This is a genomic window from Tenacibaculum aquaeponti (genome assembly GCF_052084715.1).
Lineage (GTDB): Bacteria > Bacteroidota > Bacteroidia > Flavobacteriales > Flavobacteriaceae > Polaribacter.
This window is the reverse complement of record NZ_CP197288.1, coordinates 1,586,193-1,601,019: the sequence shown is the minus strand read 5'-3', so window position 1 is coordinate 1,601,019 and position 14,827 is coordinate 1,586,193. Positions and strand designations below refer to the sequence as shown.

23 protein-coding genes are annotated in these 14,827 nt (G+C 27.6%); 1 reads left to right on the top strand and 22 read right to left on the bottom strand.

Translation table 11 applies throughout. The features are described from left to right. Positions 1–111: 111 nt before the first annotated feature. From ACSIGC_RS07070 to ACSIGC_RS07005, 14 genes are all read right to left on the bottom strand, one after another. A complete protein-coding gene (locus tag ACSIGC_RS07070) occupies positions 112–570 on the bottom strand; it encodes a hypothetical protein (protein WP_442267429.1) in 459 nt (152 codons plus the stop codon). Positions 571–599: 29 nt separating this feature from the next. Further along, on the bottom strand, positions 600–1,169 hold the full coding sequence (locus ACSIGC_RS07065; RefSeq protein ID WP_442267428.1) for a hypothetical protein: 570 nt from the start codon (positions 1,167–1,169) through the stop codon (positions 600–602). Between the two features lie 12 nt (positions 1,170–1,181). Further along, a complete protein-coding gene (locus tag ACSIGC_RS07060) occupies positions 1,182–2,039 on the bottom strand; it encodes an FkbM family methyltransferase (RefSeq protein ID WP_442267427.1) in 858 nt (285 codons plus the stop codon). Between the two features lie 92 nt (positions 2,040–2,131). Continuing rightward, positions 2,132–3,058 carry a hypothetical protein gene (locus tag ACSIGC_RS07055; protein WP_442267426.1) on the bottom strand — a complete coding sequence of 309 codons (927 nt, stop codon included), beginning with the start codon at positions 3,056–3,058 and terminating at the stop codon, positions 2,132–2,134. An 83-nt stretch (positions 3,059–3,141) separates the two neighbouring features. Beyond that, positions 3,142–3,837: a CPBP family intramembrane glutamic endopeptidase gene (locus ACSIGC_RS07050; RefSeq protein WP_442267425.1), complete on the bottom strand. Its 696-nt coding sequence runs from the start codon at positions 3,835–3,837 to the stop codon at positions 3,142–3,144. Positions 3,838–3,913: 76 nt separating this feature from the next. Continuing rightward, complete coding sequence (locus tag ACSIGC_RS07045) at positions 3,914–4,414, bottom strand: GNAT family N-acetyltransferase (RefSeq protein WP_442267424.1); 501 nt, start codon at positions 4,412–4,414, stop codon at positions 3,914–3,916. Between the two features lie 63 nt (positions 4,415–4,477). After that, on the bottom strand, positions 4,478–4,657 hold the full coding sequence (locus ACSIGC_RS07040; protein WP_442267423.1) for a hypothetical protein: 180 nt from the start codon (positions 4,655–4,657) through the stop codon (positions 4,478–4,480). Between the two features lie 79 nt (positions 4,658–4,736). Beyond that, positions 4,737–5,117 (bottom strand): hypothetical protein, encoded by a 381-nt coding sequence (locus ACSIGC_RS07035; protein WP_442267422.1) that lies wholly within the window; start codon positions 5,115–5,117, stop codon positions 4,737–4,739. Positions 5,118–5,246: 129 nt separating this feature from the next. Then, the gene (locus ACSIGC_RS07030; RefSeq protein ID WP_442267421.1) at positions 5,247–5,489 is read right to left on the bottom strand and encodes a cupin domain-containing protein; all 243 of its coding nucleotides are present in this window, start codon (positions 5,487–5,489) and stop codon (positions 5,247–5,249) included. 102 nt (positions 5,490–5,591) lie between these two features. Beyond that, the gene (locus ACSIGC_RS07025) at positions 5,592–6,173 is read right to left on the bottom strand and encodes a TIGR00730 family Rossman fold protein (RefSeq protein ID WP_442267420.1); all 582 of its coding nucleotides are present in this window, start codon (positions 6,171–6,173) and stop codon (positions 5,592–5,594) included. 6 nt (positions 6,174–6,179) lie between these two features. Beyond that, positions 6,180–6,806: a metallophosphatase domain-containing protein gene (locus tag ACSIGC_RS07020; RefSeq protein ID WP_442267419.1), complete on the bottom strand. Its 627-nt coding sequence runs from the start codon at positions 6,804–6,806 to the stop codon at positions 6,180–6,182. 64 nt (positions 6,807–6,870) lie between these two features. Continuing rightward, the gene (locus tag ACSIGC_RS07015) at positions 6,871–7,089 is read right to left on the bottom strand and encodes a hypothetical protein (protein ID WP_442267418.1); all 219 of its coding nucleotides are present in this window, start codon (positions 7,087–7,089) and stop codon (positions 6,871–6,873) included. Between the two features lie 14 nt (positions 7,090–7,103). Further along, positions 7,104–7,961, bottom strand: coding sequence for a tetratricopeptide repeat protein (locus tag ACSIGC_RS07010; RefSeq protein ID WP_442267417.1), 858 nt, complete (start codon positions 7,959–7,961; stop codon positions 7,104–7,106). Positions 7,962–8,043: 82 nt separating this feature from the next. Next, positions 8,044–8,307: a cysteine hydrolase family protein gene (locus ACSIGC_RS07005; RefSeq protein WP_442267416.1), complete on the bottom strand. Its 264-nt coding sequence runs from the start codon at positions 8,305–8,307 to the stop codon at positions 8,044–8,046. Between the two features lie 293 nt (positions 8,308–8,600). On the opposite strand from ACSIGC_RS07005, the gene ACSIGC_RS07000 reads away from it, so the two are divergent. Further along, complete coding sequence (locus ACSIGC_RS07000) at positions 8,601–9,029, top strand: hypothetical protein (protein ID WP_442267415.1); 429 nt, start codon at positions 8,601–8,603, stop codon at positions 9,027–9,029. A 144-nt stretch (positions 9,030–9,173) separates the two neighbouring features. On the opposite strand, the gene ACSIGC_RS06995 is transcribed toward ACSIGC_RS07000, so the two are convergent. The 8 genes from ACSIGC_RS06995 to ACSIGC_RS06960 form a co-directional block, all read right to left on the bottom strand. Further along, complete coding sequence (locus ACSIGC_RS06995) at positions 9,174–10,370, bottom strand: IS256 family transposase (protein WP_442265948.1); 1,197 nt, start codon at positions 10,368–10,370, stop codon at positions 9,174–9,176. Between the two features lie 281 nt (positions 10,371–10,651). Next, a complete protein-coding gene (locus ACSIGC_RS06990) occupies positions 10,652–11,200 on the bottom strand; it encodes a YbhB/YbcL family Raf kinase inhibitor-like protein (RefSeq protein WP_442267414.1) in 549 nt (182 codons plus the stop codon). A gap of 88 nt (positions 11,201–11,288) precedes the next feature. After that, positions 11,289–12,125 (bottom strand): helix-turn-helix domain-containing protein, encoded by an 837-nt coding sequence (locus ACSIGC_RS06985; RefSeq protein ID WP_442267413.1) that lies wholly within the window; start codon positions 12,123–12,125, stop codon positions 11,289–11,291. 40 nt (positions 12,126–12,165) lie between these two features. Then, positions 12,166–12,504, bottom strand: a complete 339-nt coding sequence (locus ACSIGC_RS06980; protein WP_442267412.1) for a hypothetical protein — start codon at positions 12,502–12,504, stop codon at positions 12,166–12,168. A gap of 109 nt (positions 12,505–12,613) precedes the next feature. After that, positions 12,614–13,402, bottom strand: a complete 789-nt coding sequence (locus tag ACSIGC_RS06975) for a cation transporter (RefSeq protein ID WP_442267411.1) — start codon at positions 13,400–13,402, stop codon at positions 12,614–12,616. An 11-nt stretch (positions 13,403–13,413) separates the two neighbouring features. Further along, positions 13,414–13,788 carry a DUF3703 domain-containing protein gene (locus tag ACSIGC_RS06970; protein ID WP_442267410.1) on the bottom strand — a complete coding sequence of 125 codons (375 nt, stop codon included), beginning with the start codon at positions 13,786–13,788 and terminating at the stop codon, positions 13,414–13,416. A 66-nt stretch (positions 13,789–13,854) separates the two neighbouring features. After that, positions 13,855–14,262, bottom strand: a complete 408-nt coding sequence (locus ACSIGC_RS06965) for a Fur family transcriptional regulator (RefSeq protein ID WP_442267409.1) — start codon at positions 14,260–14,262, stop codon at positions 13,855–13,857. 9 nt (positions 14,263–14,271) lie between these two features. After that, on the bottom strand, positions 14,272–14,790 hold the full coding sequence (locus tag ACSIGC_RS06960) for a hypothetical protein (protein ID WP_442267408.1): 519 nt from the start codon (positions 14,788–14,790) through the stop codon (positions 14,272–14,274). Between the last annotated feature and the right edge of the window lie 37 nt (positions 14,791–14,827).

Sequence of the window (14,827 nt, the reverse complement as noted above, 5' to 3'; positions counted from 1 at the left end):
TTCAAAAATGTTATGTTGTAACTTTTACTTTCTGAAACAAGTGTTTATGTTATTGTTTTTTAGATGAGAAATGATATTAAAAAACTGTATTGTTGAAATTAAATTACTGTTTCAAAAAAATAATTTCAATTGATCTCCTTCAGAAATGGCTTCCCATTGAGTACATAAATGATCAAATTCTATTTTTAACTCTTCAATGATTTTAAGATTTAATTCAGGTATTTGAACATTATTTAAATTATTTGCTTCCCAAGTAACTAAAGAAATATAGTCATCAATTTTAGCGGCACCAGAACCGATAGCTTGTAAATTTCTTGTCATGATTTCAGCTAATAAAGCTTCTTGCTCTAAGTTTTTAATAATTTCTTTATCAGATAATTCTTCAATAGACATTCCTGATTTTATATTACCGTAAAAACCTTTATTGAATTGAAACTTTTTTTCGATGACATAATGAGCTATATCATGATTTGGAAGATTCGGACCTAAATTATAGCTTGTAAAAGTCTTATTTTCTCTTTGACATGTTAAGGTATTTCGATCTCTTCCTTTTGTAATAATTATTTCCATAACAGTTTAATTATGATAAATATAATTAATTACTGAGATAAATTATAAATACATTGTTCTCGTATTTTCCAAACGGTTTCAAAATCAAAAGGTATATTATTCTTTTTAACCCAGTTTTTCATATACTCTTTATGAAACTGAACTTTGTATTCTGCAACTTGATTTGGAGTAATTTCAATTTCTGAAAGAATATCATTCTCAATCCTTGTAATTGAAGATGAGCTAGATGTGAAATCAAAACGTTTTTCTTGTATAGATAAATAACAGTGTGCTTCAGGTACAAAGTCTAGATTATTTTCTGCTAATACATTTCCAATACCAGGAGTATTTTTATGATTCATTTTATAAATTCCTAGGATCAAACTAACATTAGGAATCTGATTTACATCTGCTAAAGCTTTTAAAAGTGCATGTTTAGAACTACAACTTCCTTTTTTTTCAGATAAAACTAAAGAAAAATCATGTCTATTTTCATTTCTACCATAGGGTAAATTTGCAATAAACGAGGTTAATTCATTCCAAGAATGAATATTGAATTCTTTAGCTAAAAGCGTTAATTTATCAGTAGAGTTTAATGTATGATTTTTATGTAGAGTCACTTTTTAAGTAATTTAATTCAGAAATTTATAGTGATCTTTTTTAGTTTGATGTAAAGCAAGAATCTCAAAATGTTTTTTGTACATCATATCTTCTCTTTTAATTTCTTTTAAAGTATCTAAAGATTCAAAATTCTCGATAGAGAAAATAAGATAACCATGATTAGATAAAGTATTAAAAAGATCGTCTCTTTCTTCTCTATCTAAATATCGATAACATTCTACCATTAATGCAGGTTTATAGGTATTTAAAATATCTGGAATAGTTTTTAAAATTTCTTTGTCGTAACCTTCTGCATCAATTTTGATTAGACTTAATTGTTGAAGTTCAGTAGTATATTTTTGGGTTAAATAATTGTATAGATTTTTTCCTTTAACTTCTAATGTATAGTTATGTTTGTGTTCTTTTTTCTGTATCTGAGACAAAAAACCGCCATTACAAAAAGAAGCATCACTATAGTTAAAAACGAATGTGCCTTCTTTTTCTGTAACAGCAAAACATTCGGGAATTATGGTTGTTAATTGAGGATTGAGTTCAGTATTCTTTTTTAAAATTTTAAATACATAAGGATTAGGTTCTATAGCTAAAACTTTTCCTTGTTTACCAACGGCTAAACTCATAGGAATTGTTGTATCTCCGGTATGAGCACCAATATCTATAATAAAACTGTTTTTAGTTGTGATAGATTTATAAAAGTTAATATTTTCTATCGAAATCTTTTTAGGTTTTTCTAAAGGATGTAACCATTGTGCATATTGAATATGATCCAAAGGAGATACAAGAAAATCTTTTATTTCATAACCGTATTCTTTAAAAGTTTTCTTTATCGATTTCTTCTTTAATTTTCTTTTGATATAGTTAAATAAACTCACTATAACTATGCTTTCTTTTTAGGATTGTAAATGTAATTAAAATGATAAACCTGAGAGTTACTTATGTTTAAGTAATACTTCTGAAAAAATACTTATTGAATTAAGCCGTATGGAAAAATCGTATAATTATTGTCCATTAAACGTTTGTACTTTTTTTGAAGCTTATTAAGATTTAATTGTTCACAAACTGCTTCCATGTAATTAAATAAAATGTATTTATGAACAGAGGTAACATTTGTGCTGTCAAATTCTTTATCTATAGCTATTACTTTATCATGAGCAAAATTGTAAACATTAGCATTGTATTTTTTGAAATAGTTATCATCCATAATAATTGAATCCATAATAAATTTTAGTTCTACTATAGATCGAATTAAGAAATGATCTGGTAAATTTTCATAAAAATTTAATAAATCTTCTACATCACCACCCCATTTTGGCTGAATGAATTCTGTATAATGTAAATAAGGCCAAATTAATTCTGGATTACTTTTTGAAACTTTATGAAAAGCATTGGTTGCAGAATGACTATTGTTTAAACTCATATATAAGCGAATTTCTCTAGCGTTTAATTCTGGAGTAAAAAATGAGTTTTCAGGAATTTCACTAAAGATTTCTTTAGCTTCTATTAAATATTCGAAAAAACTTTCTGCATTTTTTTCAGAAACATCTTTAGCTAATTTATGACTTCTAGCAATCCAAGCTAAGTGTAAGTAAAAAACACCTAAAGTAAGTTTAGAAAAATCGGTATCCTCACTAGTATGCCAAGTTGTAATATCTTCTTCATTAAGCGATAAAGCTAAATGATCTACGATTTGAGTAATATCATTCAATGCTTGATTTCGAATATGATTTTCTATTTTATCATAGCTTTTGTTTTTTATCCAATTTTCAATTTCTTCAGCAGATTGTAAACCTAAAGAGTATTTTCGTCGATGCTTTTTTTTATTTTTTAAAAATGTAGCAATTACAAAATAAATTAGAATGATAGCACAAAGTATAACTATAGGATTATTCATTTTTAGTTGAATTTTTTGATAAAAATACTAAGATTAGTTTTTTTACTAAAGCTTTGTTTATTACATAACAATTTCAGTTTAAATTAACCTACCCTGTCTATCATCGACATAGTATTTAAAATACAATGTGCAATAATTAAAGGCCATAAATTTCTTCCGAACTTAACATAAGCAATTCCCATTATCAACCCAATTATAGCTACTCTTATAGATCGATCTGATATGTCATAAGAATGTCTGAAGCCAAAAATTAATGCTTGAAGAAGAACGGCTAAAATTGTAGTTACAGTAGTTTTTGAAAATAAACGTTCGAACCAATTAATTAAAAAACCTCGGTCTAATAACTCTTCTAGCATAGATTCCACTAATACAGCTGGAATAATCGTAAAAAATAGTACCCAGTTTCCTTTCAAATTTCCAAATTTGGAAGCGGAATTTTCACCATAGTTTTTTTCTTCAATAGAAAATGGAAGATGATCTTTAATAAGTTCAAAAACCATTATAGATATTACAATGCTAATTAAAATACCAATGGTAACGAAAATAGTTTTTTGAATACTTTCAGGTTTTTTAAGTCCTATGTCAGACCAAGAAATATTACGAACTCTCATTCGCCAAATAGCGATTGCCAAAGTAGAAAAACTCCAGAATAATCCATTAACAATAAAACTAACTTTTTCAAAGTATATTTCTCTTATCAAGAACATTACACTCAGGTAAATAATTAAGTCAAAAAGGAAATAGCGATAATTAGAAGTTTTTTCGTTAGCAGAAGTCATAGTCTAGCAATTAATGTTTTTTGTATGACGCTTTAATTTTTAGCTTGTTACAGTTTTTTAATTAGCTTTTTATCATTTAAATCAAGTGTTTTTCATAAAGAGTATTTGTAGATAAGGCCACTTTTTTAGTTCCTACATTTTTGAAACCTAAATTTTCATAATAACTACAGAGTTTACTATTATTACTATCAGCATCTAAACGGAGGTAATTATAGTTTTCTTTTTTAGCTTGATCACTAATTTGTTGAATAATTATAGCACCTAATCCTTTACCATTATATTTTTCTCTAATTACTAATGAGTGAATGTATTTAGCAGGAGCTTCTTGTTCACCCCAATACAAAATATCTTTAGTCATAATTCTAACCATTCCCATATTTTCATCTCCATTTTCAATGAAAAAGAATTCTTTATTTTGAATTCCTTCTTTCACCCAATTAATTTTTTCAATAGGTGGGTTTTTCCAGTATTGCCAGTGATTTATATTCTTTTGATGAATCTTTTCAGCTGTTTCTTTAAATAGCTTTAAAACAGAATTTATTTGTTGAGGTATAATTAGTTTGAAAGAAATATTCATTCAGTAGGTTTTAGAAATATAAAAGTAATTAAAATAGATATTATTAATTATTATTGAGATGTGTTAATCTTTCTTTTTTTGTTCAATTCTGTGTTTATTTCCATAAATCATTTTATCCTCATCGTGCATAGCGTTAGCCATGCCTAACATGAATGCAGTTATAATTAAAGCTATTCTTCTTTTAATTCGATGAATTAATGAATTGTTTTTTCTTACGTTTTTTTTATTTTTTGAGTTATACATTTTTTCAGGATAAAAGGTTAGAAATTTATTTTATCACCGATGCAATGAGATTGCATATTGCATAGAAACTAGAAGTCTGCTATGCTATGTATAAACTTGAAATTTGATGGTTAGATATAAACTTTTTGATTAGAAAAGTTTGCTTATAAATTGCATGACTAATTTTTAGAAATTCAAAATGTTGTACATCTAAAATCTTCTTAGTTGAAAAGTTATGAATCTCTTTGAAATTAAGATAAATAAGAAATTTTTCAAGGAAATAATCTACTAATAATTGCTTATTATTAGTATTGTATTTAGCATATTCATAAGTTAATTTCTTTTGCTTTTTTGCGAAAGAAATTTGAAAATAACTAGGATTATTATTTGGAGTAGATATAGAAGAACATTCTGTTACCGTCAGACTGAAAATCAGAAGGAAGGAAATAAGAAATTTTATATGTTTTTCTATTTTTTTCAATTTCAATATTTAAGATTCGTAAATCTTACGCTACAATTTATATTATATTTATGTCTCGTCCTGAAATAAGTTTGACACAAATTTGACTTATTTTATCAATTTTTATTTTTCAAACATACATATTTATTTTTAATCCACTTCATTATAGCGATCTCCACGAGTTGTTGGTTGAGAGATTACGATGAATTCTAAATTTTTATTTTGTTGATTCAAAATTCTATGTTTTACGTTTGCCGGTATATGAATTCCCTCTCCACTTTCAACTATAATAATGGAACTTTCAATTTCAAAAGTTGCTATTCCTTTTAAAATTCTAAAGAACTGCTGCGCTTTTTTGTGATGATGTTTTTGTTCTTTAGTATTCGGAGGCATGAGTTCTTCAATAATGCTTAAATTTTTAGACTTTACTAAATGCCATCCGCTGCATTGATCACCCCAATAATAATGTTCGCTGTTTTTCTTTTGTTGATTTTTTTAAAGTGTTTTTTTCGTAATCCATTTTTCTACTGTTGGAGCTTTATAAGTTTTCATTTTGCTAAGTAGATCATCAACATCATTACTAACTAAAACCATATTTCTATTTACTTCTTTTAAAAGCCCTTTTGTAACCATAGTATCTAAAAAAGAGATAAGCTCATTGTAATATCCGTTACTATTAAGTATTCCGATAGGTTTTTTATGAAGACCTAATTGCCCCCAAGTTAACATTTCAAAAAGTTCTTCTAGAGTTCCAAAACCACCAGGTAAAGCAATTACTCCGTCGCAAAGATCATTCATCTTTGTTTTTCTTTCGTGCATAGATTCCACCAAAATAAGCTGAGTTAATTCGGTATGCGCAATTTCTTTTGTTGCTAAAAACTTAGGTAAAACGCCAATTACTTTTCCTTTGTTTTCTAAAGTTCCGTTGGCTACTTCACCCATTAATCCAACATTTGCTCCGCCGTAAACAAGTTCGATGTTTTCAAGAGCTAATTGATTACCAAGCTTTCTTGCTTGAATTTTAAATTCAGTATCGGTTCCAAAACTTGAACCGCAAAAAACTGTAATTCTATTCATAATAATTTAATATTCGATTGTTATTGGTGCATTTGTAACTTCATATCTAATGTTTAGTATACTGGCATTAATAAAATTTACACCAAATTTTTTAGTAGTTCCGTAAGCTTCATGTATATGTCCAGCTAAATGAACTTTAGGTTTAATTTTTTTAATTGTGTTCAGTAAGTTTTCACAGCCGACTGTTTCATCTTTATTGGTTAAATCAAGAACTCCGTAGGCAGGACCGTGAGTTATTAAAATATCTGTTTCTTCTGGAATTTTATCCCAGTGTTTTTGAATTTCTTCACCTCTTTGTCGGTTAAAAGCCCAATCGTAAAACCAAGGTTGGATAGGCGATCCCCAAATATTGATTCCTTCGATAGTTATACCAGAATCATTAAGATAAATAATACTGGAAGGTATAAGTTCTTCAATTTCTTCAGGACTCGCTTTTTCAAAGAAAAAATCATGATTACCAGCGATAAATATTTTGTGTTTAAAATCAAGCGCTTTAAACCAATTCAGAAAATCTAGAACTTCATGCTTTTCTCCACGGTTGCTTACATCACCAGCATGAATAATCATGTCACCTTTTGGTAATGATACCGATTTGTGAAGTCCGTGCGTATCTGAAATACAAACTATTTTCATGAATTAAACTTTAATAAACCAACAAATTACAGTTTTAGTTTCAACTGAAAGATGATAAATCATTTTATTTTAAAGGCAGTTTTGCAATAACATTTCCTTTAGAATCGAAAAATGAACCATTTTTACAACTCATTTTTTCTTCCATTGGCATTTTAGATAATTTTTCGACGAAATCTCTAGTGAACTTTTTGAATTCTTCACTAGGGTTATTTATTCCATCTTCATGCATCTTTTTCCTCATTTGATAAACTCCTAAAAAATGAGCAACATTTAGTTTAGTCATTAGAAAAAGTAATTTTAATTCTTATCCCAATTCTTTTCAAAATACTCGATGTATTGCATATAATTCGAGTCTTTTTTAGCATACTTTTTTGTCAGCTTAGCCCATTCATCAAACTTTGTTCTATTTTTTAATTTAAAAAAAGCTTGTGCCATATTTATAGCCATTTCACTTTTTTCAAAATCGTTATCTGATGCTGAAATTCCTTTTAAATATATTTCTTCAGCTTTTTTTACTTGATCAAGATTGACATAAGAAAAACCTAATTCTCTATAAAAATAGAAGTTTTTAGGATTGTTTTTAATTGCTTTATCTAAAATAGGAATTGCTTTTTTGTACTGTTTCAAATGATTGTAAGCGTAAGATAATTCAAACTCAAGACCTTCGAAATGAGGCTTTATTTTATAGGCTTTTAATAAAGGTAATAAAGCGCGTTCACAAGCTCCAGCATGATTATAATGGTATCCTTCGTTTTTTAAATAACCAACGTTTTCAGATCCTTGTTTATAAACCGATAACCATTCTGGTGTATCAGGTAAATTCAAATCTTCAATTTGTTCTTTTGTTAAAATTGAAACCGGATTAGCATTTGTATCGATGCGATATTTTACAGCACCAGTTTGTAAGTTATTTCCTACTTTTTTTAAAGTTCCGTTTTCAATTTTAAATCGATCTTCATAATTGAAAGTGAAACCAGCTTGGTTGTCCAAATAAATAAATCCATAAGCAAAAGAAGAATCGATATCTTTATTAGGAAATGCCACCCATTTATCAACAGCATCAAAATATTTAGTAGTAAAGTTTAAGTCCGTGCGTTTATTTTGTGAAAATCCAAGATTGGATATTAAGACTAAAGCTAAAATTAATATTCTCATAGTTTTATTGGTTGTTTTGTTTCGAAGCTTATTTGTATAAATGTATTGAATTATTGTTATAACAAGATGTTTTAATTCTCAATTATATACTTTGAAATATTGTTGTTAATGCCTCTGTTTTCTTTATTTGAATTTTTCCTTTTGTTGGAATCATATTTTTCCAAACCCAATTGTAATGATCTATTACTTGTTTAGCAGTTAGTTGAGGTCTTTCTCCAGTTGTATGTCCATCTTCAATTACAGTAATATGATAATCTTTTGTAAGTGCCGATTGAATCGTAGATTCTACACAGAAATCAGTTGCGCAACCTGTAATGATTAATTCATTAATCTTATGAAAATTCAAAGTGTTTAGCTAAATAGAAATTTAATTTATTTTGTGTTCTATTGCTTGTAAGTGGTTTTTTATGAGTGTTGTAGGTCTGTTTCAGTAAAACTTGGGTTGTATAATAATATTTTCACTATAATCAATTTACTTGTAGTGTGAAAAAGAAAATGTAAGTCATTATAAAAATGAATCGATTTAAGAAAATTATCAAATATTTCGGAATTTTAATTATTCTCTTAGTCTTGTTTCGTGGATTTCTATATCGAACTTTTGTTAATTATTCAAAAATTGAAGTTCGAAACAGTATTACTTTGACGAACCAAAATTTGATTAATGAAATTGATAACCAAATAGAAGGAAAAAAACTGAGTATTGAAGAAATAATTGCATTGAGTAATAGAATAACGAGTGAAAAACTAAAATTTACATTTAAAAAGGTTTCAAGTGATCCGAATTTGGTTTCTGAATTTGGAAAAGCCAATTGTATTGGATATTCTTCTTTATTTAACTCAATTGGAAATTATGTAATTATAAAGCAAAAATTGACTGATAAGTACGAGTGTATTCATTTAGTTGGAGAATTGGATGTTTTCGGATTTAACGTGCACGACTTATTTGATAGCCAGTTTTTTAAAAATCATGATTTTAATAAAATAGAAATCAAAGAAACTGGTGAAAAGAGATTTGTTGACCCAAGTTTAAGAGATTATTTAAGAATTGAATCTGTTATGTCTGAATAAAAGCCTTACAAAAAGGGATAAAAATAATAAGGGTAACATATTAATAAAGTCCGCAAAATTTAAAATTTTAAAGTATGAAAAGATCATGATAAAATTGACACTATCCCAAAAAGTGTGTAAGTTCAAAATATCAGGGTTAAGGTTTTAAATCTTAATCCTGTCTTCAAATATAGCCAAAAACTGGTTAAGAATAATCCCCCAGTTTCTAACGGGCATTGTCCATTTTTTTGTACTCTGTCTTAAAGCCAAGAACACAGATTTAATTACAGCTTCATCTGTTGGGTATGAGAGTTTATTTTTGGTGTATTTTCTAATTTTCCCATTTAGATTTTCGATTAGGTTTGTGGTATAAATTATAGTTCTAATTTCAACAGGGAAGTCAAAGAACACCGTAAGTTCATCCCAGTTATTTTCCCAGCTTTTTATGGCATAAGAGTACTTTGAGTTCCATTTGATTTTAAAGTCTTCTAAAGCTGCTTTAGCGGCTTCTTTAGTGGGCGCTGTGTAGATTTGCTTCATGTCAAGAGTAAAAGCTTTTTTATCTCTCCACACGACATATCTACAAGAATTTCTAATTTGATGAACTACACATATTTGAGTAGTAGAATTAGGGAAAACTGTTTTTATAGTATCAGTAAAGCCATTTAAATTATCGGTAGCTGTTATCAATATATCCTGAGTTCCTCTAGCTTTAATGTCGGTTAATACGGTCATCCAAAAAGCAGACGATTCATTTTTACCCAACCATAAGCCTAGCACTTCTTTCTTACCATCTGTTCTTAAGCCTACTGCCATATAGATGGTTTTATTGATAACCTTAGAGTTTTCTCTAACTTTAAAAACAATACCATCCATCCAAACAATTAAATAAGTAGCTTCTAATGGTCTATTCTTCCAAGCTATTATATCATTGGTGATTTTATCTGTAATTCGAGATATAGTAGAACTAGAGATATTAAAACCGTAAAGTTCTTTTATTTGATCTTCAATGTCACTAGTACTCATTCCCTTGGCATATAGGGATATGATGATATTCTCAACTCCATCAGAGGTACTTTCTCTTTTCTTGACAAGCATAGGGTTAAAACTGCCTTCTCTGTCTCTAGGAACTTGTATCTCTGTTTCGCCTAGTGAGGTTTTTAATTTCTTTTTAGAATATCCGTTGCGAACATTCCCAGTGCTACTTTTCTTATGTTTTTCATAGTCTAAATGAGCATCTAATTCTCCTTCTAGAATCTTTTCTATACCACGTTTATGAAGCTCTTCTAGAAAACTAGTTAATTCTGAACCGTTACTGAATTGTTTTAAAAAGTCATCGTTTAATAAATCTTCTGGTTTCATCTTTGCGTAAAATTTTAAAATTAATTATTTAAAAAAAATATCGGGGTTGAATTCAACCCCGATATTTTTAAAACTTACACAGTTTATGAGATACTACCATAAAATTGTAATTATGGCTAAATACTAAACCTAATAATAGCTGATTTTTAATTCCTTATTATTCTTATATGAGACTTTTCAAGTTTTTTAGTTATTTTTTGATTTAAGAACACGATTTTTAAACTATAAAAGCGATTCGAGTTTATATTCAAATCGCAATTTATGTTTTGCTTGGTTAAATTTTACCTCTTATAATATGCAATAATACTAGCTTTTGCCAATGTTTGATTCCAAAGATAAAAACCAACTACAGCAGGGTTTGTGTTCTCATTAAGTCCTAAAGTGTCAGTTTTTAATGCGTAAATAGTAATGATATATTGGTGAAACCCATGTCCTTTCGGTGGACAAGGACCACCAAAGCCTTTAATTCCGTAATCTGTAATACTTTGAATTGCTTTTTTAGGCGCTAACTTAAGAGAAGTTATTCCTGCGTTTGTTACCAATTCATTTACATCGGCAGGAATATCAAACATTACCCAATGCCAAAATCCGCTACCAGTTGGAGCGTCAGGATCGTACATTGTTATAGCAAAGCTTTTTGTGCCTTCTGGAGCGTTTTTCCATGATAATTGTGGTGATTGGTTTTCTCCTGAACACCCGAATCCATTAAATTCTTGAGCTTTAGTAGCCTCACCACCTAAATCATCACTAGATAGGGTAAAGGTTTTTTGAGCATAGGTTGTTGTTGAAATTAGAAAAAATAATACTACGAATAAATTTATTGTTTTCATCTAATTGTTTTTTAAATTACAAAGACAAAATTAAATTTATAATCTCTTTTTTAATTTAGAGAAACGTTCAAAAAGTGTTGACAAAAGTTCAATTATTTTGATGTTGTTTAGGAGTGACCCCATACTTGGATTTATATGCTTGTATAAAACTTGATAAAGTTTCATAACCAACTTCATTAAAAATTACAGATGGATTTTTGCGTTTTTTATGAAGTAAGTAATTAGCGTGTTCTAATCTTTTATTTTGAAACCATTTAATAGGTGACTCTGAATAATGTTTTTCAAATTCTCTTTTAAATGTAGATATACTCATGTTACATAAAAAAGCTAACTCTTTTAATGTTAATTTGTTTAGTTTGTTACTTTCTACAGTTTTCATGAATTTTTGAGTGATATTATCGCTATTTATGGTCAGAGAAAATAGAAAATCTGTACCATATATTTCAGTTAGATATACTAAGATTTCTTCTAGTTTTAGTTGAAGTAATTTATTTTTTACAGGATTAGAAAGTTTTGAAATATCTTCTAGGTTTTTTACGAAACTTCGAATAAAATCATCGTATTTAAAAGAATAGACAGACTTTTGTTTTGAAAACCTTTTAGGATCAATGTTATTTTTGTGAATGAAATTCAAGAGTATTTCATTTGAAAAAAATAAAAGTAAACTCCTATAATTTTTAACTTCAGAAAGTTTTTCTGTCATTAAGCAATGCCCCGATTTCATAATTAAGAATTCTGATTTATTAATTGATAAAGTAGTATTATCAAAAAACACTTCCTTGATTCCATCTAATAAAAAACTAAAAGTATTTTGATTTAAAATAATTTCTTGTTTTAATATTTCTTGAGAATTCTGATAATCAAAAATCTGAATAGATTGTGAGTTTTCAGATTGAAATTCATCAGGTAATGTAATTGTCGTCATTTTTCGTTATGTTATAAGCTCAAAATGGATTTCATTTTTGTTAATTATCTTTAACTGATATAATTTCTTTTATATCATTATCATATTTAACAATAAATAGAGGATTAGAAGCAAATCCAAAATTTTCATTTACTAATGCTATAGAAATATTCTTTAATGTATCTTCAGGGAAAAAGGATTTTTGTACAATACTAAAACTGATATCTATTTTCATTCCTGTTTTTTTTAAAGAATCTATTCTCTTTTCATGATTTTTAAATTTTTCTAAAGTAGTTAACTTACTAATAAAATCTGTATCAGAATTTAACTTAGCTTCTTTTTTGCATGAAATAAATGTAACTATAATAAGAGTATAAATAACTTTGTTTAATAGTTTCATGATACGTTCAGATGTTTTCAATGGTGTTTTTCAATATAAATTTATTAATAAGTTTTTCTGCTAATACAAAAAAATAGAAACTATCTTTTTTTTAAAGCATAGATGTTATTTAAAGTTTTAATATTCTAATAGCTCCTCTTATTACTAAAGTAAAAATTATAATTCCAATAATTAAATCAGGTTTATTAGAGTTAAGCCAGTAAACTAAAAAGCCAGCAGAAATAACTCCTAAGTTTATTATTACGTCATTTGAGGTGAAAATAAGACTTGCTTTAATATGTATTTCTTCTTTACTTTTAGATTTTTGCAAGAGGTAGAGACAAATTCCATTTGCAATTAAAGAGAAACAAGAAATAATTATCATTGTGGTATAATTAGGGTAATTTGTTGCTTCTGAAAACCTTCTTAAAACCTCTACGAGTCCAATAAAGGCAAGAATGATTTGAAAATATCCAGCAACTTTGGCAATGAATCTTTTTCTTAGTATACTTTTACCAATAGCAAGTAAGCTGATTCCGTAAACAAAACTATCGGCAAGCATATCTAAACTATCTGCTATTAATCCTATTGATTTAGAGATTATTCCTGATGTCATTTCAATTAGAAAAAAAATAAAATTTATCCCAAGAATTGTAAAGAGTAGCTTTCGTTGACTTGATTTTTTTTTAAACGTTATCTGATTTGTTTGTTCAGTAGAAATTTTTTTCCCGCCAAGTTTAAGTTCAATAATAGACTTTTCAATGAGGTCAGTTTTTTCATTATGGAAAACAGTTAGTTTTCTGTCTTTTAAATCAAATTCTAAGTTGACAATACCAGATATATGATTTAATTTTAATCGGATTAGATTTTCTTCTGACGGACAATCCATTTTAGCTATTTTAAAAACTGTTTTATACATTTCAATAGCTTTTATATTTTAATTCCAGCTTTAGTGAAAATAATATGCAAATCTTCATCAATTGGAAATGATTGTAATGCTGAAACATTTGAACCTCCAGGGTTACCAATTGGGATTTTACCAACAAATGATTTGATACCTCCAAAAATTAAACGAAAAATTTGTCCTTTAATCTCTTTTAAACTTTTAATCTTAAAGCCGAATTCTAACATTTTCCAATGAACATAAGTATGTTGAAAAGGGAATTTTTGGCCTATTATATGAGCTCTTTCTAAATGAAACCAAGCTTTTTCTAAATGATTATTAGAATACTCGATTTTATATTTTTTTATTTCATTATTAAAATATGGTTTTAATTTTTTAGGAATGGAAGTGTAAAATTTCATAATATAGTTTTAAAATATATTACAAATGTATCTTGCTTTTCGTGCAACTCCATTGCAAAGTTTTTATTAACTACACTTGTCGCAAAAACCTTTTATAACCATATTAGCTTGCGTTTGTTTAAAGTTTTTAGGGAGATTTATTTTTGGTATTGGAATTTCAAAAAGGCAAAAAGCTTTATCACAGTTTAAACAATAAAAATGGTAATGTAAATCTTCAAGTTCACAGTTGCATCCTTCAGCACAAACAGCGTATTTTATTGTGCCCGAACCATCTTCAATACTATGTATTATAGCGTTTTTTTGAAAAGTTTTTAAAGTTCGAAAGATAGAACTTCTGTCTGTATGTATTAAAGCAGTTTCTATGTCTTTTAAAGATTGTGCTTTTTGCTGATTTAATAGATGTTTTAATACAATAGAACGAACAGCTGTATTTTTTACTTTTTTGAGTTTTAAAATTTCTTCAACAGTTTGCATTTCCTTTTTTTAGTTTTTATCATAAGATTTAGGAATTTTATTTTCGTTTGTTTCCTTATCAAAAACCCAAGAGATGATCCACCATCTTTCATTTTCATAAATTAATTGTATACTATTTATGCCTCTTCTTTCAACAGGGCCATCAACTTTAAACTTTGTTTCATAAGTACTCCAAACATGAGCAATATTTCCAAATATTTTAACTTCTCTATTTATTTCATATTCAATGAAATCAGATTTTATCACCAATTCTTGAGTTTCTTTATGAAAATCACTAACAGAAATGGTTAATTGTGAACCATCATTGTTTTTATAAGAGTAAATAGCTTTTGGGTGATGTAATGAAATATCTCTTTCCCATTGCCTTTTTTCTCCTTTAAGTCCAGAAACTACTTCGTAAGTAGCATTGATTAATCCAGAAATTGTTGAAACATCTTTCTGTAAAGGATACTTTGTTTGCGCATTTATTGTGTTATTTGACATTGTAAGAAGTGAAATTAAAATTATTAATTGAATAACAGGTTTCATACTTTTATTTTTTTATTAAACAATAGTTCAAAAAAAG

Bases quoted from the DNA above. Each gene is read 5' to 3' on its own strand.
- ACSIGC_RS07070 (WP_442267429.1), bottom strand. From the start codon at position 570: ATGGAAATAATTATTACAAAAGGAAGAGATCGAAATACCTTAACATGT.
- ACSIGC_RS07055 (WP_442267426.1), bottom strand. From the start codon at position 3,058: ATGAATAATCCTATAGTTATACTTTGTGCTATCATTCTAATTTATTTT.
- ACSIGC_RS07050 (WP_442267425.1), bottom strand. From the start codon at position 3,837: ATGACTTCTGCTAACGAAAAAACTTCTAATTATCGCTATTTCCTTTTT.
- ACSIGC_RS07045 (WP_442267424.1), bottom strand. From the start codon at position 4,414: ATGAATATTTCTTTCAAACTAATTATACCTCAACAAATAAATTCTGTT.
- ACSIGC_RS07040 (WP_442267423.1), bottom strand. From the start codon at position 4,657: ATGTATAACTCAAAAAATAAAAAAAACGTAAGAAAAAACAATTCATTA.
- ACSIGC_RS07030 (WP_442267421.1), bottom strand. From the start codon at position 5,489: ATGCCTCCGAATACTAAAGAACAAAAACATCATCACAAAAAAGCGCAG.
- ACSIGC_RS07025 (WP_442267420.1), bottom strand. From the start codon at position 6,173: ATGAATAGAATTACAGTTTTTTGCGGTTCAAGTTTTGGAACCGATACT.
- ACSIGC_RS07020 (WP_442267419.1), bottom strand. From the start codon at position 6,806: ATGAAAATAGTTTGTATTTCAGATACGCACGGACTTCACAAATCGGTA.
- ACSIGC_RS07015 (WP_442267418.1), bottom strand. From the start codon at position 7,089: ATGACTAAACTAAATGTTGCTCATTTTTTAGGAGTTTATCAAATGAGG.
- ACSIGC_RS07010 (WP_442267417.1), bottom strand. From the start codon at position 7,961: ATGAGAATATTAATTTTAGCTTTAGTCTTAATATCCAATCTTGGATTT.
- ACSIGC_RS06995 (WP_442265948.1), bottom strand. From the start codon at position 10,370: ATGAAACCAGAAGATTTATTAAACGATGACTTTTTAAAACAATTCAGT.
- ACSIGC_RS06990 (WP_442267414.1), bottom strand. From the start codon at position 11,200: ATGAAAACAATAAATTTATTCGTAGTATTATTTTTTCTAATTTCAACA.
- ACSIGC_RS06985 (WP_442267413.1), bottom strand. From the start codon at position 12,125: ATGACGACAATTACATTACCTGATGAATTTCAATCTGAAAACTCACAA.
- ACSIGC_RS06980 (WP_442267412.1), bottom strand. From the start codon at position 12,504: ATGAAACTATTAAACAAAGTTATTTATACTCTTATTATAGTTACATTT.
- ACSIGC_RS06975 (WP_442267411.1), bottom strand. From the start codon at position 13,402: ATGTATAAAACAGTTTTTAAAATAGCTAAAATGGATTGTCCGTCAGAA.
- ACSIGC_RS06970 (WP_442267410.1), bottom strand. From the start codon at position 13,788: ATGAAATTTTACACTTCCATTCCTAAAAAATTAAAACCATATTTTAAT.
- ACSIGC_RS06965 (WP_442267409.1), bottom strand. From the start codon at position 14,262: ATGCAAACTGTTGAAGAAATTTTAAAACTCAAAAAAGTAAAAAATACA.
- ACSIGC_RS06960 (WP_442267408.1), bottom strand. From the start codon at position 14,790: ATGAAACCTGTTATTCAATTAATAATTTTAATTTCACTTCTTACAATG.